The sequence below is a fragment of the Hydrocarboniphaga daqingensis genome (assembly GCF_900129825.1).
Classification (GTDB): domain Bacteria; phylum Pseudomonadota; class Gammaproteobacteria; order Nevskiales; family Nevskiaceae; genus Hydrocarboniphaga; species Hydrocarboniphaga daqingensis.
This window is the reverse complement of sequence record NZ_FQWZ01000006.1, coordinates 192,483-207,969: the sequence shown is the minus strand read 5'-3', so window position 1 is coordinate 207,969 and position 15,487 is coordinate 192,483. Positions and strand designations below refer to the sequence as shown.

The 15,487-nt window shown below is 64.4% G+C and carries 11 protein-coding genes; 5 read left to right on the top strand and 6 right to left on the bottom strand.

Translation table 11 applies throughout. The features are described 5' to 3' along the window. Window positions 1-9: 9 nt before the first annotated feature. Both BUB09_RS13120 and ilvD read left to right on the top strand, forming a co-directional pair. Window positions 10-621 carry a phosphoadenosine phosphosulfate reductase domain-containing protein gene (locus BUB09_RS13120; protein WP_072898317.1) on the top strand — a complete coding sequence of 204 codons (612 nt, stop codon included), beginning with the start codon at window positions 10-12 and terminating at the stop codon, window positions 619-621. Window positions 622-706: 85 nt separating this feature from the next. Beyond that, window positions 707-2,407: a dihydroxy-acid dehydratase gene (gene ilvD, locus BUB09_RS13115; protein ID WP_072898181.1), complete on the top strand. Its 1,701-nt coding sequence runs from the start codon at window positions 707-709 to the stop codon at window positions 2,405-2,407. A gap of 21 nt (window positions 2,408-2,428) precedes the next feature. Here ilvD and BUB09_RS13110 read toward each other — a convergent pair whose 3' ends face one another. Beyond that, the gene (locus BUB09_RS13110; RefSeq protein ID WP_072898180.1) at window positions 2,429-3,619 is read right to left on the bottom strand and encodes a tetratricopeptide repeat protein; all 1,191 of its coding nucleotides are present in this window, start codon (window positions 3,617-3,619) and stop codon (window positions 2,429-2,431) included. A gap of 102 nt (window positions 3,620-3,721) precedes the next feature. On the opposite strand from BUB09_RS13110, the gene cysS reads away from it, so the two are divergent. Further along, complete coding sequence (gene cysS / locus BUB09_RS13105) at window positions 3,722-5,095, top strand: cysteine--tRNA ligase (RefSeq protein WP_072898179.1); 1,374 nt, start codon at window positions 3,722-3,724, stop codon at window positions 5,093-5,095. A 66-nt stretch (window positions 5,096-5,161) separates the two neighbouring features. Here cysS and BUB09_RS13100 read toward each other — a convergent pair whose 3' ends face one another. The 5 genes from BUB09_RS13100 to BUB09_RS13080 form a co-directional block, all read right to left on the bottom strand. After that, window positions 5,162-6,034 (bottom strand): zinc metalloprotease, encoded by an 873-nt coding sequence (locus tag BUB09_RS13100; RefSeq protein ID WP_084083422.1) that lies wholly within the window; start codon window positions 6,032-6,034, stop codon window positions 5,162-5,164. A 150-nt stretch (window positions 6,035-6,184) separates the two neighbouring features. After that, complete coding sequence (locus tag BUB09_RS13095; RefSeq protein ID WP_072898178.1) at window positions 6,185-7,702, bottom strand: SpoVR family protein; 1,518 nt, start codon at window positions 7,700-7,702, stop codon at window positions 6,185-6,187. Further along, window positions 7,699-8,928, bottom strand: coding sequence for a YeaH/YhbH family protein (locus BUB09_RS13090; RefSeq protein ID WP_072898177.1), 1,230 nt, complete (start codon window positions 8,926-8,928; stop codon window positions 7,699-7,701). The genes BUB09_RS13095 and BUB09_RS13090 overlap by 4 nt, the downstream gene beginning before the upstream one ends. Before the next feature lie 38 nt (window positions 8,929-8,966). Further along, window positions 8,967-10,889, bottom strand: a complete 1,923-nt coding sequence (locus BUB09_RS13085; RefSeq protein ID WP_072898176.1) for a PrkA family serine protein kinase — start codon at window positions 10,887-10,889, stop codon at window positions 8,967-8,969. A gap of 500 nt (window positions 10,890-11,389) precedes the next feature. Next, the gene (locus tag BUB09_RS13080; protein ID WP_072898175.1) at window positions 11,390-11,986 is read right to left on the bottom strand and encodes a DNA-3-methyladenine glycosylase I; all 597 of its coding nucleotides are present in this window, start codon (window positions 11,984-11,986) and stop codon (window positions 11,390-11,392) included. A 163-nt stretch (window positions 11,987-12,149) separates the two neighbouring features. Here BUB09_RS13080 and BUB09_RS13075 point away from each other — a divergent pair, with 163 nt between their 5' ends. Both BUB09_RS13075 and BUB09_RS13070 read left to right on the top strand, forming a co-directional pair. Then, the gene (locus BUB09_RS13075) at window positions 12,150-14,162 is read left to right on the top strand and encodes an AsmA family protein (protein ID WP_072898174.1); all 2,013 of its coding nucleotides are present in this window, start codon (window positions 12,150-12,152) and stop codon (window positions 14,160-14,162) included. A gap of 67 nt (window positions 14,163-14,229) precedes the next feature. Beyond that, window positions 14,230-15,477 carry a DUF445 domain-containing protein gene (locus BUB09_RS13070; protein ID WP_072898173.1) on the top strand — a complete coding sequence of 416 codons (1,248 nt, stop codon included), beginning with the start codon at window positions 14,230-14,232 and terminating at the stop codon, window positions 15,475-15,477. Window positions 15,478-15,487: the final 10 nt, after the last annotated feature.

Genomic DNA, 15,487 nt, shown 5'->3' with positions numbered 1-15,487 from the left:
CAACCGACGATAACCGACGCGACCGATCCGCATCCGGGGCAGGACGCCGCCGGTCTGATCGAATGGGCCGTGTCGCAGCCCGGCCCGGCGTTGGTGACCACCAGCTTCAGCCCGTTTTCGGGCGTGCTGCTGCACATGGTCACGCAGCGGCGCCCGGACATGCCGGTGCTGTGGATGGATACCGGCTACAACACGCCCGAAACCTATCGCTACGCCGAGGCCCTGGCGCTGCGACTGGCGCTGAATCTGCAGATCGTCCATCCGCGCCGCTCGCGAGCGCACCGCGAGGCGGTTGAAGGGCCGGTGCCCGAGCCCGGCGATCCTCGACATGAGGCGTTCAGTCGCGAAGTGAAGATCGAGCCGTTCGAACGCGCGCTGGCCGAAATGGCGCCCAAGGTCTGGATTACCGGGATTCGTGCCGAGGAAACGGCCGAGCGTGCGCGGATGCAGCCGGTGTCGCGTAGCGCCGATGGCTTGATCAAGGTGGCGCCGCTGCTGGGCTGGACTGCCCGTCAGCTGCACGAATACCTGAAGCGTCACGACTTGCCGAACAACTTCGACTATTTCGACCCGACCAAGGTCGACGAGCACCGGGAGTGCGGACTGCATCTGGCGCATTAAGCGCAGCGCGCCCTTGCCGCGGATCAGCGCCGGGCTTGGTGTATTCTCCGCGCCGTCCCGCAGGCCTATCAGCTAAGGAATTGCCATGTCCGAGCCCGTCGACCCCCGTCCGAACCGCCGCAGCCACACGATCACCGCCGGCGTCGCCCGCAGTCCCAACCGCGCGATGCTGCGCGCCGTCGGATTCGGTGATGGCGATTTCGATAAGCCGATCGTCGGCGTCGCCAACGGCCATTCGACGATGAACCCGTGCAACGCCGGCCTCGATCCGCTGGCGAACCGGGCCTCGGCGGCGCTCAAGGCCGCCGGCGCGATGCCGCAGACGTTCGGCTTCCCGACCGTCACCGACGGTATCTCGATGGGCACCGAGGGCATGAAGTACTCGCTGGTGTCGCGCGAGGTCATCGCCGACTCGATCGAAGTGTCGACCCAGAGCCAGTTCCTCGACGGCGTGCTGGCAATCGGCGGCTGCGACAAGAACATGCCGGGCGTGATGATTTCGCTGGCGCGGATGAACGTGCCGGGCTTGTTCTGCTACGGCGGCACGATCAAGCCGGGCAAGTGGAAGGGCCAGGATCTGACCATCGTTTCCTCGTTCGAGGCGGTCGGCGCGTTCGCTGCCGGCAACATGAGCCAGGAAGACTTCGAAGGCATCGAAAAGAACGCCTGCCCGAGTTTCGGCGCCTGTGGCGGCATGTACACCGCCAATACGATGTCGAGCGCGTTCGAAGCCTTGGGCATGAGCCTGATGGGCAGCTCGCAGATGGCCAATCCGGACCCGGAGAAAGCCGATTCGGTCGCGCATTCGGCGCGCGTGCTGGTCGACGCGATCCGCAACAACCTGCGCCCGCGCGACATCATCACGCGCGCCAGCATCGAAAACGCCGTGGCGCTGGTGATGGCCACCGGCGGCAGCACCAATGCAGTGCTGCACTTCCTGGCGATCGCCCACGCTGCCGGCGTCGAGTGGAAGCTCGAAGACTTTGAGCGCGTGCGTCTGCGCACGCCGGTGCTGTGCAATCTCAAGCCGTCAGGCCAGTACGTGGCGGTCGACTTCCACAAGGCCGGCGGCGTGCCGCAGGTGCTGAAGATGTTGCTGGTTCACGGCTTGATCGATGGCAGCTGCATGACCATCACCGGCAAGACGATGGCGCAGGAGCTGGAAAACGTGCCGGCTGAGCCGCGCGCCGATCAGGACGTGATCCGTCCGTTCGACAAGCCGCTGTACGCCAAGGGCCATCTGGCGATCCTGAAGGGCAACCTGGCGCCCAATGGCGCCGTCGCCAAGATCACGGGCCTGAAGAATCCGAGCATCACCGGCCCGGCACGCGTGTTCAATTCCGAGCAGGAAGCGATGGACGCGATCATGGCCGACAAGATCCGTCCCGGCGACGTGCTGGTGATCCGCTACATCGGCCCCAAGGGCGGCCCCGGCATGCCGGAAATGCTGGCGCCGACTTCGGCGATCATCGGTCGCGGCTTGGGCGAGAGCACCGGCTTCATCACCGACGGTCGGTTCTCCGGCGGCACCTGGGGCATGGTCGTTGGCCATGTCGCGCCCGAAGCCTATGTCGGCGGTCCGATCGCGCTGGTCGAGGAAGGCGATTCGATCACGATCGATGCGCATCAGCAGCTGATCCAGATCAATGTCAGCGACGATGTGTTGGCGACTCGCCGCGCCGCGTGGAAGCAGCCGGCGCCGCGCTACACCCGCGGCGTGCTCGGCAAGTTCGCGCGGCTGGTCAGCGGTGCCGATCGCGGCGCCGTGACCGACGGCGGCGAATAAGCGCGCCGTCAGCTGCGACCGCTAGCTCAAGGGTCGCAGCCGCTGCAGCTTGTTGCGATAGCGCGATTGCTGCTGCGGATCGCTGCTGAGCTGGATCGCGACTTCGATGCTGCTGCGTGCCAGGTCCATCTGGTCGAGCCGCGCCAGGATCACGCCCATCAGGAAGAAGAAGCGGTGGTCGTGCGCGTCGAGCTTCATCGCGCGGCGCATCTGCTGATACGCAAGCAAGTCGTCGCCACGCTCCAGTGATTGCCGTGCCAGCTGGTAGTGGTAGTACGGATTCCGCTGCTGTGCCCGCTCGGCGGCACGCCGGAATCGCGCTGCCGCACTCGGCTGCTTCAGCGCATCGTAGACGCTGGCCACGGTGCCGTAGGCGCTGCTGTCGGCGGGATCCAGTTGCAGCCCGCGGCGCACGGCGGCTTCGGCCGCAGCCGGCTGTCCCAGGCGCAGATACAAGTGGGCGAGGTTGGTCCACAGGTAGGCCGGCTCCTCGTCCAGCGACAGCCCGCGCAACGCATAGGGCAGCGCCGCCTCCGGACTGCCGTCGCCGAGACGTTCGATCGCGCGGTTGTTGTAGTACTGGGCCAGCGCCTGACGGTCGCTGATCACGCGCTGCGGGAAGTTACCGTCGTATTCCTGCGGCGTGACGTCGACGATCAAGAAGCGCGTTACCGACGATTCGACGCGGGCATTGATGTGCCGATACATCAGGAAGCCGTCGCGGGTTTCATCGCGCAGATCCCAGATCGGCGGCACGTCGACTTCGTTGAAGCGGACATCGATACCGACTTCGCGGCCGAGTGCGACCAGCAGCATCGTGTAGCTCAGGCAGTTGGCACGACGCTGGATGAAAGCCTGCTCGGCGCTCAGCGTTGCCAGCGCGTCGTAGCGCAGCCCCAGGCCGTCGTCGCCGTTCATGGCGCGGGTCAGCGCGTCGAGCCGCGCGCTGGTGCCGCTGATGCCGGCGACGCTGCGCTGTGCAAACGCGCGCATCGGCTCGCTGACGGCCAGCAGCGAGGCCGGTGTCGGCAGGTCGTCAACGCGGCGGGGTTCGATCAAGCCTGCGCCTTGCAGCACCCAATCCCGTTCGGCGCGGGTCAGCGGCTGACTGCTCGGCATGCCGGCACAGCCGGCGAGCAGCAAGCAGATCAGCCCGCTCAGCGGCCTCGCGCAGCGCGATGACAAATCCCGCAACAGGACACGGATCGGCATGGCGCGCTCCGGCGCAGGCGACGGAGCCGCAGCATAGCGCCGCTACCGGCGTTCGGGCTTGCCGGCTATCCTTGCGCCCTCTTTCGGGTACCGCCGCCTTCCATGCAATTCCACAACACGCTGACCGGGCAGAAGGAAGCTTTTGTTCCGCTGGACCCGAACCGGGTGACGATGTACGTCTGCGGGCCGACCGTCTATTCGTTCGCCCACATCGGCAACTACCGCCCGCCGGTGGTGTTCGACACGCTGGCGCGGGTGCTGCGGCGGCGGTATCCGAGCGTGGTCTACGCCCGCAACATCACCGACATCGACGACAAGATCAACGCCGCCGCCGCGCGCGAAGGCGTCGACATCGGCGTGATCACCAGCCGCTATGCCGCTGCGTATCACGAAGACCTGGCGTCGCTGGGCGTGGCGCCGACCGACGCCGAGCCCAAGGTCACCGAGCACATACCGCAGATCATTTCGATGATCGAGCGGCTGATCGGCAGCGGTCACGCTTATGCAGCCGAAGGCCATGTGCTGTTTCACACGCTGAGCTTTGCCGACTACGGCCGGCTTTCGAAGCGTGACGAGCAGTCGCTGATGGCCGGCGCTCGCGTCGAAGTGGCGCCGTACAAGCGTCACGCGGGCGACTTCGTGCTGTGGAAGCCGTCCAGTGACGATCAGCCGGGCTGGGCTTCGCCCTGGGGCCGCGGCCGGCCGGGCTGGCATATCGAGTGCTCGGCGATGTCCGAAGCCGTGCTCGGCGACAGCATCGACATCCATGGTGGCGGACACGATCTGATCTTTCCGCATCACGAGAACGAGATCGCGCAGAGCGTCTGCGCGCATGGCGGCGCGACGTACGCCCGTTATTGGCTGCACAACGGCTTCGTCAACGTCAACCACGAAAAGATGAGCAAGTCGCTGGGCAACGTGCTGCTGGTGCGCGACCTGCTCAAGACGCTGCCGGGCGAAGTGATCCGCCTGGTACTGCTGACCGGCCATTACCGTCAGCCGCTGGACTGGACCGACGAAGTGGCCAGCGATGCGCGCAAGAAGCTCGATCGCCTGTACGGTGCGCTGCGTGATCTGGCCGACGTCGTGCCGGCGACGGGCGTCACGGCGCCCGATGCCTTCGTCGCCGCGCTCGAAGACGACCTGAACACGCCGATGGCGCTGGCCGAGCTGTTTGAGTTGGTGCGCAGCGCCAACAAGGCGCAGAGCGTCGACGACAAGGCACGGCTCAAGGCACAGCTGCTCGATGCCGGCGCGCTGCTCGGCATCCTGCAGCAGGACCCGATCGCCTGGTTCTCGCAGCAGCCGGCCGGCTCGGCGCTCAGTGCCGAGCAGATCGAGCAGCAGCTGGAGGCTCGCAGCGCCGCCCGCAAGGCGCGGCAATGGGCCGAGTCCGACCGGATTCGCGACGAACTCGCCGCGCAGGGCGTGATCATCGAAGACAGCGCCCAAGGCACCCGCTGGCGTTACGCATAAGCCAGCGCCCAATAAAAAGCCGGCCCTCGGGCCGGCTTTTTATTGGCTAATCCAGCGGACGCGAGCTTAGCTGCGGTACTGCTGGTGCATCTGGTCCATCCGCGTCGACTGAGCCGGCGTGAACTGGAACATGCAGGAATCGTCGACGTAATCCATGAAGTTGGTGATGGGGTCGTCGCCGGCCTTGAACGGGCAGCTGTTGCGGCTGGTCGGGCAGCCATACGCAGGGCTACGTTCGGCAGGCGTGTCGCTGACGCTGTCGCCCTGGAGGCCGCAGCCGCCCTGGAACGTGTGATACAGACCCAGCCAGTGACCCACTTCGTGAGTGCCGGTGTCGCCTTCGTCGTAAGGCGCGGCCGCGCCACCCGGCACGCTGCTGTACAGCACGACCACGCCGTCGAGCGAAGGCTGTGCCTTGTAGCTGCTCGGGAACGTGGCCCAACCAAGCAAGCCGCCGCCCGGATTGGCGGTGTACAGGTTCAGCGCACCAGCGCCGCCTTTGCGTAGTGCCGTCTTGGCCGCCTTCTCGGCCGCGCTACCCGGCGACATCGTGTACCAGTCGGCGTTGGTCGTACGGTCGACCGCCGCCAGCGTGAACTGGAACGGCGTGCCGGCATAGGCCGAGTTCAGCACGCTGAGCTGCGAATCGATCTGCGACTGCGGAATGTTGCCCTGCTCCAGCGTGCTGCCGTTGTTGATCACGTGCACATAGACCGGAACCAGCACCGAGCCCGCTGCGCGATAGGGGCTGGCGCCACGCTGCGCGCGCGCCTGCAGGAAGTCACCGAGCTTGCGGTCGATGTCCAGACGCTGGGTGGCGTTGGGCTCGACGGTCATGCAGCGGCGGCTAAGGCTGGACTCTGAATCCTGTGCAGCGGCCATGCTGACGACGAGCCATGCGGCGACCGCGCTGGCGCGGCCGATCGAACGGATCTTCATATTGGTTCTCCCTGATGTACGTGGAATGCGGGCCCACCCGGCCTCGCGACGCCAAACGGTAACCAATATTCGAGCCGGAACCTAGCTGACGGCGTCGTCAGAGCCTCGGATGCCCCCGATTGATGGCCCGATGGAGCTGAATCAGGCCAATCAAGCCCGGGTCTCCTGCTGGTCAACGACCTTGCCGCTGTCGTCCTGGGTCTGCAGCCTGACCGTGAAGCCCCACAGCCGCGCCAGATGCTTCATCACCTCACTGGCGCTGTCGTCGAGTGGGCGCCCGCGATGACGCCGGTGCGTCAGCGTCAGCGAGCGGTCGCCGCGATGGTCGTAGCGGGTAACCTGGATGTCGGGCACCAAGCCGTCGCGGTTGTACTGCTGCGACAGCAGTTGCCGCACGCGTCGATAACCCTGCTCGTTGTGGATCGAGTCGACCAGCAAATGCTCGTCGCGCGCGTGATCGGCGATCGCGAACAGGTGGAATTCGCGAATCAGCCGTGGCGACAGGAACTGGCCAATGAAGGACTCGTCCTTGTAGTTGCGCATCGCAAAGTCGAGCACCTTGAGCCAATCACCGCCGGCGATGTCCGGAAACCAGTCGCGGTCTTCGTCGGTCGGGTTTTCGCAGATACGGCGGATGTCGGTCATCATCGCAAAGCCGAGCGCATACGGATTGATGCCACCGTAGCCGCGCTGGTCGAAGCCGCGCTGGGTGACGACATTGGTATGCGACGTCAGCACTTCGAGCATGAAGCCGTCGTCGACCTGGCCCTTGTCGTAGAGCCGATTCAGCAGGGTGTAGTGCCAGAACGTGGCCCAGCCTTCGTTCATGACCTTGGTCAGGCCCTGCGGATAAAAGTACTGCGCCATCTTGCGAACGATGCGCACGATCTCGCGCTGCCAGGGCTCGAGCTTGGGTGCGTGCTTCTCGACGAAGTACAGCAGGTTTTCCTGCGGCTCCGGTGGATAGTTCGGTTCATTGCCGCGCTTGTCGCCGGCGCCGGCGTTACGGCTGGGCAGCGTGCGCCAGATCTCGTCGTATTGCTTCCAGGCGTAGTCCTCACGTTCGCGCTGGCGCAGCCGTTCTTCGTCGGCCGACAGCGGTGTGGGCTGGCGGTAGCGGTCGACACCGTGACTCATCAGCGCATGGCAGGAATCGAGCACGTCCTCGACTGCGCCATGACCATAGCGCTCCTCGCACTTCATCACGAAGTTACGCGCAAACACCATGTAGTCGATGATCGCGTCGGCGTTGGTCCACTGCTTGAACAGGTAATTGCCCTTGAAGAACGAGTTATGCCCGTAGCAGGCATGCGCGATCACCAGCGCCTGCATCGGCAGGCTGTTCTCCTCCATCAGATAGGCGATGCAGGGGTTGGAGTTGATGACGATCTCGTAGGCCAGCCCGCGCTGACCCTTGCGATACATCTGTTCGTTGCGGATGAACTCCTTGCCGTAACTCCAGTGCGGATAGCCGATCGGCAAGCCAAGCGAGGCATAGGCGTCGAGCATCTGCTCGGAGGCAATCACCTCGATCTGGTTGGGATAGATGTCGAGGTGGTACTCATTCAATGCGATGTCGGCGATCGCGTGGTCGTAGGTTTCCAGCAGTTCAAAGTTCCATTCGGCGCCGGTCGACAGCGGGCCGCTGGTGGGTTGCAGTGCGTTCACGCGGCCTCTCTCTTGAACAGCTCGCGAAGAACCGGATAAACCTCGCCCTTGCCGGCCACGGTCGACATCGCGAACTTGTCGCTGTCGATCCGCTGGTAGGCGTAGGACAAAGGACTGGTACGCATCGGGTCGTCGGGTACTTCGATGTAGGCGAAGTAACGCGACAGCGGCAGCAACTGCTCGTTCAGAAACGCGCGGCTCTTTTCCGGGTCGGCGCCGAACGCATCGCCGTCGGAAACCTGCGCGCCGTAGATGTTCCAGGCGTCGGACGGATAACGCGCTACGGCGATCTCGTGCATCAGCTTGAGCGCCGACAGCACGACGGTGCCGCCGCTCTGCTGGTCGTGGAAGAAGCCCTGTTCGTCGACTTCCTGCGCGTTGTCGGTGTGGCGGATGAACACCAGCTCGACCCGCTGGTATTTGCGCGACAGGAACAGATACAGCAGCGTGAAGAAGCGTTTGGCCAGATCCTTCTTCTGCTCGGTCATCGACGCCGACACGTCCATCAAGCAGAACATCACCGCACGCGAAATCGGCATCGGCACCTTGACGCGATGGCGGTAGCGCAGATCGAAGTCGTCGAGGAACGGAATCCGGTCGAGCCGACGCTGTAGCTCGGCAATCTCCTCGTCGGCCGGCACCTCGGCCGCCTGCAGCTCGCGCATCTGGCGGCGCAGCGGGGCGCCGATTGCAATGCGCCGCGCCATCGCCTGGCGCAGCGAGCGTGTCACCGACAGGTTGGCCGGTACGCCGCTGGGCGTATAGCCGGCGCGCTGCATCTTGAACTCGCGGACATCGCCGATTGCATTGCGGATTAGGTGCGGCAGTTCCAGGTCGTCGAAGAACAGATTCATGAACTCTTCGCGTGACAGCGAAAACACGAAGTCGTCACTGGAATCGTCGCCGCCGCCTTCACCGTCGCCACTGCCGTTGCCGCCACCACCCCCGCCGTCGGGCCGCTTGAGCTTGTCACCGCGATTGAACTTGCGGTTGCCCGGCAACACCATCTCGCGGTCGCCGCCGTTGCCATGGTGGAACGTCGGCTCGCTGATGTCCTTGGACGGGATGTTGACGTCGCCGCCGCGATCCATGTCGGTGATCGAACGCTTCGATATCAGGTCGCCGACCGATTTGCGGATCTGCTCCTTGTAGCGGCGCAGAAAACGCTCGCGGTTGACGGCGCTCTTGTTGCGATCATTCAAGCGACGATCGATGACGATCGACATCGTGTTCTCCTGACGCTACGACCCGGTGGTGATGACGACTACGCCGACTTGCGCACCCGCAGATACCACTCGCTGAGCAGTCGCACCTGCTTTTCGGTATAGCCCTTGGTCACCATCCGCGTGACAAAGCTTTCGTGCTTCTTCTTGTCCTCGGCCGAGGCCTTGGCGTTGAACGAGATCACCGGCAGCAGTTCTTCGGTGGACGAGAACATCTTCTTCTCGATCACCTCACGCAGCTTTTCGTAGCTGGTCCACTTCGGATTCTTGCCGCCGTGCTGGCTACGCGCGCGCAGCACGAAGTTGACGATCTCGTTGCGGAAGTCCTTCGGATTGGCGATACCGGCCGGCTTTTCGATCTTCTCCAGCTCGGTATTCAGCGAGGCGCGGTCGAAGGACTCGCCGGTTTCGGGGTCGCGATAGTCTTCGTTCTGGATCCAGTAGTCGGCAAAGGTCACGTAACGGTCGAAGATGTTCTGCCCGTACTCCGAATACGACTCCAGGTAGGCGGTCTGGATTTCTTTGCCGATGAACTCGGCATAACGCGCCGACAGATAGCCCTTGATGAACTCCAGGTAGCGGCGCTGGGTTTCGTCCGGCAGCTGCTCGCGCAGAATGCGCTGCTCGAGCACATACATCAGGTGCACCGGATTGGCCGCGACTTCGGTCTGGTCGTAGTTGAACACCGCCGACAGCACCTTGTACGCAAAGCGCGTCGACATGCCGGTCATGCCTTCGTCGATGCCGGCGTAGTCGCGATATTCCTGGTAGCTCTTCGCGGCCGGGTCGGTGTCCTTCAGGCTTTCGCCGTCGTAGACGCGCATCTTCGAGAAGATGCTGGAGTTCTCCGGCTCCTTGAGGCGTGTCAGCACCGAAAACTGCGCCATCATTTCCAACGTGCCGGGCGCGCAGGGCGCGTTCGCCAGCGAGCTGTTCTTCAGTAGCTTGCCGTAGATGCGCACTTCTTCCGACACCTGGAGGCAGTACGGCACCTTGACGATGTAAACGCGGTCTAGGAAGGCCTCGTTATGCTTGTTGTTGCGGAAGGTCTGCCATTCGCTCTCGTTGCTGTGCGCCAGGATCACGCCGTTGAACGGGATCGCCGAAAAGCCTTCGGTGCCCTTGAAGTTGCCTTCCTGCGTCGCCGTCAGCAGCGGATGCAGCATCTTGATCGGCGCCTTGAACATCTCGACGAATTCGAGCAGGCCCTGATTGGCCTGGCACAAGCCGCCCGAGTAGCTATAGGCGTCAGGATCGTCCTGGCTGAACAGTTCCAGCTTACGAATGTCGACCTTGCCGACCAGCGAGCTGATGTCCTGGTTGTTCTCGTCGCCGGGCTCGGTCTTGGCGATCGCCAACTGACGCAGCACCGACGGCTGCAGTCGCACGACACGGAAGCGACTGATGTCGCCTTCGTATTCTTCGAGCCGCTTCAGCGCCCACGGCGAGGCGATGCCGGACAGCACGCGCCGCGGAATGCCGTACTCGGCTTCCAGCATCGCCCCGTCGCGGTCGGGCACGAACAGTCCCAGCGGGGATTCGTTGATCGGCGAGCCCTTGATCGCATAGATCGGATAGGCCTCCATCAGCGACTTGAGGCGCTCGGCGATCGACGATTTGCCGCCGCCGACCGGACCGAGCAAGTACAGCACCTGCTTGCGTTCTTCGAGTCCCTGCGCGGCGTGTTTGAAGAAGGCCACGACCTGCGCGATCACTTCCTCCATGCCGTAGAACTCGCGGAACGCCGGATAGCGCCGGATCACACGATTGGAGAACAGCCGCGACAGGCGCGTGTCGTTACGCGTGTCGATGATCTCGGGCTCACCGATGGCGGCCAGCATGCGCTCGGCAGGCGTGGCATAGGCCAGCGGATCGTTTTTGCACAGCAGCAAGTACTCTTCGAGCGACATTTCCTCGTCGCGGTTCTTCAGGTACTGCTCCCGGAAACTATTCAGCAAACCCATGACTGTATCTCCACATTGCTGAAACGATGCATTGATGGAAAGACCACTTATCACTCATCGCCGGGTCATCTTCATGAGATGACTTCGACGCTTGCATGAATTGGATGCAAGCCCTGCGCTAGCGAAACCTTCGACCGCCTGCACGGTAGAAATTCCCCAACGAACGGTGTGTCGTGACGCGTAGCGGACACACGATGGAGGCTTGTCGTCATAAAGAACGTGATGCGGTGGCAGCCGCAGCGGTCACCGCGCGACGGCGACCGCATGAGTCGAGCTCACCAAGCGGATGCGTCATCGTCCGGCTCGTCTGCCGGGGCAACCGCTGTGGGCGTGAGGGCGTCTGCACGCTGACACTTTCGCAGGAAGCATGCCGTTGCGGGAATGGCATCGCCTTGTTCTACACTCAAAGGCTAGGCAAGACGCGGCTTGTTACAAAACCGACGGCGACGGGTATCCGTTTAACGTCATCACCGCCGTGATGCGACGGTAAGTCGACACGGTCACCGGTGCGCCGCTTGGACGTGACGGTGACAGCCGACGACATGATCGTTGACCAAACCCATCGCCTGCAGGTAGGCATAGATGATCGTGCTGCCGACGAACTTGAACCCGAGCTTGATCAGCGAGCGGCTGATCCGGTCGGATAGTTCGGTGCGCGCCGGCAGGTCGCCGCGTTCGACCGGATGGCCGACCAACGGCGTGTCGTCGACGTGCGCCCACAGCCAGCGCGAGAACGACCCGTGCGTCTGCCGGAATGCCAGCATCGCCTGTGCGTTGCGGCGCACCGACGCGATCTTCAAGCGATTGCGGACGATGCCGGGGTTATGCATCAGCGCGTCGAGCTCGGCATCGGTGAACGACGCGATCCGCTCGATATCGTAATCGGCGAACGCCAGGCGATAGCCTTCACGCTTGGCCAGGATTGTGCTCCATGACAGCCCGGCCTGTGCGCCTTCGAGCACCAGAAACTCGAACAGCGTCCGCTCATCGCGACAGGGAACGCCCCATTCGCGGTCATGGTACTGACGGTATGCGTCCGAACCCGTGGACCACGCGCAGCGTGCCAATCCGTCGGCACCGATTTCAATGAACGGCATCTTCGTCCCTGATGGCGCAACCGGCTGGCTGCCCGTCGATGGTGCCGCTTGCGGCGCCATCTGACCACGCTCAGCCTGCCGTCAGCACGGCAGCCGACGATGGCCAATCGAGCCGCGGACGGCGGCGCCCGCGTCCCCACCAGGAGCCGTCGATGTGAATCGCATGACCGTAGGCCCGCGCCATCGCGGCCGCCTTAGGTGGCTGCTCGTTATTACGGCGGCATTGCTGCTGGCGTTGCTGTGGGACTGGGACTGGTTCCGGCCGCTGGTCGAGCGTCAGGCCTCGGCCGCGCTGGGACGCGCCGTGACGCTGCAGCGCTTCGACGTCGAACTCGGCCGCTATCCACGCTTGACCGCCGACGGACTGGCGGTCGCCAATCCGCCCGACTGGCCTTCCGACGGCCATCTGCTGCGTGTCGAGCACGTCGCGGTCCGCGTCGACCCTTGGGCGTGGTTTAACCGGCGCTGGCGCGTGGTCGAGATCGAGATTCAGCGGCCGGATGTCGATCTGGTCAGCGGCGCCGACGGCCGTTCGAATTACCGTCTGCCGGTGTTCACGCCTGACCCATCCCGGGCCGTTAACGGCCCCCCGGATGAGCCGCTGACCGTCGACATCGGCCGCTTGCGCGTCAGCGATGGCCATCTGCGTTTCGTCGATCCCGCGCTGAAGGCCGATTTCGATCTGCGCTTCCGGACCCGGCCCCAGCCGGCCTCGGACGAAGACCGGTTCGAAGCGGAGGCTGACGGCCGCTATGCCGGATCGCCGATCACGGCGCGTTTCGTCGGCGGGTCGGTGCTGGGCTTGCGCGATGCGCAGCGGCCGTACCCGGTCGACCTGCGCCTGCGCAATGGCCGCACTCAGGTGCGCCTGGCCGGCAGCCTGCTCGACCCGCTGCGCTTCGGCGGCGCCGATCTGCGGCTGGACTTCAACGGCGACAACTTGGCCGACCTGTATCCGCTGACTGGCGTGCCGCTGCCGCCGTCACCGCCGTATCAGCTGACCGGGCGGCTGGACTATGCCGACGGCCGCTTCCGGTTTCGCGAGATCGCCGGCCGCTACGGCCAGAGCGACATCGCCGGCGAAGCCAGCGTGGCGCCGGAACGTGGCGGCCGGCGGCAGGTGCGGATCGACGCGCATTCCGACCGCGTCGTCTGGCGCGATCTGGCGGGCTTGATCGGCGGCAGGCCGGGGCAGGCCGACGTGCCTGATGACACCCGCGCCCAGCACAGCGCGCGGCCCGCCAGCGGCAAACTGCTGCCGGACAAGCCGATCGCGTTGCCGCGTATTCGTGCAGCCGACCTCGACGTGCACTACCGCGTCGACCGGATCGAAAGCCAGATCACGCCGGTGGACCGGCTCGAAGGCCATCTGCAGATCGACGACGGCCTGATCCGCGTGCGGCCGCTGAAGCTCGGCGTTGGCAAGGGCAGTGTCGTCGCCAATATCGAGCTCGACGGCCGCCGCGACCCGATTCGCACCACGGCCGACATCGATTTTCGACAGCTGGACTTTTCGCGGATCGTCGACAAGCTGTCGGCGTTTCGCGGTAGTGGCACCGTCGGCGGCAGTGCGCGGATCGACACAGTCGGCAACTCGATGGCCGCGATGCTCGGCGCGGGCAACGGCGAGTTGAAACTGTTCATGGCCGGCGGCGACATCAGCGCGCTGTTGGTCCATCTTGCGGGCCTGGACCTCGGCAATTCGCTGATTTCGGCGCTGGGCTTGCCGCGTCGCGCCGACCTGCGCTGTCTGGTCGCCGACTTCGACCTGACACACGGCCGGCTCGATACGCGGACGCTGCTGGCCGACACCACCGAAGCCAACGTGATCGGCAGCGGGTCGGTGAACTTCGCCAGCGAACGGATCGACTACCGCATCCGCACGCAGCCCAAGCGGCTCAATGTCGGCCGGCTCGGTGCGCCCATCGAGATCAGCGGCGATCTGCGCAACCCGCGGGTTCGGCCCGACACCGGCGCATTGGCGCTGCGCGGCGGGGCGGCCGTCGTGCTCGGCACGCTGCTGACGCCGCTGGCGGCGCTGATTCCGACGATCCAGCTCGGGCTTGGGCAGGACAATGACTGTGTGGCGCTGCTGCGCGATCTGCAGCAGCCGGGCCCGGCCCCCGCTTCGAGCCCCGATCCAGCACCGCGAAAGCCCGTCGTTGATCGTCGATAGCGTGTGACGCCGCCGCAAACTCGGCACAATCTCCCCACTATAAGAATAGAAACGCAGTGGGAGAGTTATGAGCTGGCTAGCGTGGATCGATTGGCAGGGGATCGGAGCGGACCTGCGTCAGCATTGGATGGTGTACCTGTCGCTGCCGGTGGCGAGCGCGATCATCGGCTATGTGACCAAGGTGGTCGCGATCCAGATGATGTTCCATCCGATCGAGTTCATCGGCATCCGTCCGTGGCTGGGCTGGCAGGGCATCGTGCCGCGCAAGGCCGAGAAAATGGCCGGCATGGCGGTCACGACGCTGACGTCGCGGCTGATCTCGGTGTCCGAAGTGTTCAATCGGCTCGACCCGCTGCGCGTGGCTGCCGAGATTGAAAAGCCGCTGATGGTGGCGATGGACCGGATCGTTCAGGACGTGGCCGAGCGCTATGGCCCCGGCCTGTGGCTGACCTTGCCCGAGTTCATCAAGCAGCGCATTAACCAGCGCGTCAAGGCCGACGTGCCGCAGATCGTCGACCGGATCATGAAAGAGATCCGCGACAACATCGACGACGTGTTCGACCTCAAGGCGATGGTCGTCAATAATCTGGTACGCGACAAGCATCTGCTGAACAGCATCTTCTGGCGCACGGGCCGCCAGGAATTCAAGTTCTTCGGCACCGCCGGCTTCTACTTCGGCTTGGCGCTGGGCGTGGTGCAGATGGTCACCTGGGTATTCTTCAAGGAGCCGTGGATTCTGCCGGCGTTCGGCTTGATCGTCGGCCTGACCAGTGACTGGCTGGCCTTGCAGCTGCTGTTCCGGCCGCTGCGTCCGCGGCGCGTATTCGGCTTGCAGGTACAGGGCTTGTTCCTGGCGCGACAGAAGGAGGTCGCCGAGGAATACGGTGCACTGATTGCCGATCAGCTGCTGACGCCGCAGAAGCTGCTCGAGGGCATCTTGAGCGGCCCGCTGTCGGACCGGCTGATGGAGGTGATCCAGCGCCATGTGAAGCAGGCGGTCGACGAGCAGGCCGGTATGGCCAAGCCGATCGTGGCGATGGCCGTCGGGTCGCGCAAATACGTCGAGATCAAACAGCTGATCGCCGATGCGATCCTCAAGGAGTTGCCTCAGACGGTGCGGCACGCCACCGGCTATGCCGAGGACGCGATGGATATCCGCAACACGCTGATCACCAAGCTGAAGGCGCTGTCGTCCGAAGAATTCGAAGACATGCTGCGGCCGGTGTTCAAGGAAGACGAGTGGATCTTGATCGCGGTCGGCGCCGCGCTCGGCTTCCTGGTCGGGGAGCTGCAAGTGTTCGTGATGCTGCACTAGCCGCGCATCG

Excerpts from the sequence above, each read along its gene's own strand:
- ilvD (WP_072898181.1), top strand. The coding sequence starts at position 707 with ATGTCCGAGCCCGTCGACCCCCGTCCGAACCGCCGCAGCCACACGATC.
- BUB09_RS13110 (WP_072898180.1), bottom strand. The coding sequence starts at position 3,619 with ATGCCGATCCGTGTCCTGTTGCGGGATTTGTCATCGCGCTGCGCGAGG.
- cysS (WP_072898179.1), top strand. The coding sequence starts at position 3,722 with ATGCAATTCCACAACACGCTGACCGGGCAGAAGGAAGCTTTTGTTCCG.
- BUB09_RS13100 (WP_084083422.1), bottom strand. The coding sequence starts at position 6,034 with ATGAAGATCCGTTCGATCGGCCGCGCCAGCGCGGTCGCCGCATGGCTC.
- BUB09_RS13090 (WP_072898177.1), bottom strand. The coding sequence starts at position 8,928 with ATGTCGATCGTCATCGATCGTCGCTTGAATGATCGCAACAAGAGCGCC.
- BUB09_RS13085 (WP_072898176.1), bottom strand. The coding sequence starts at position 10,889 with ATGGGTTTGCTGAATAGTTTCCGGGAGCAGTACCTGAAGAACCGCGAC.
- BUB09_RS13080 (WP_072898175.1), bottom strand. The coding sequence starts at position 11,986 with ATGCCGTTCATTGAAATCGGTGCCGACGGATTGGCACGCTGCGCGTGG.
- BUB09_RS13075 (WP_072898174.1), top strand. The coding sequence starts at position 12,150 with ATGACCGTAGGCCCGCGCCATCGCGGCCGCCTTAGGTGGCTGCTCGTT.
- BUB09_RS13070 (WP_072898173.1), top strand. The coding sequence starts at position 14,230 with ATGAGCTGGCTAGCGTGGATCGATTGGCAGGGGATCGGAGCGGACCTG.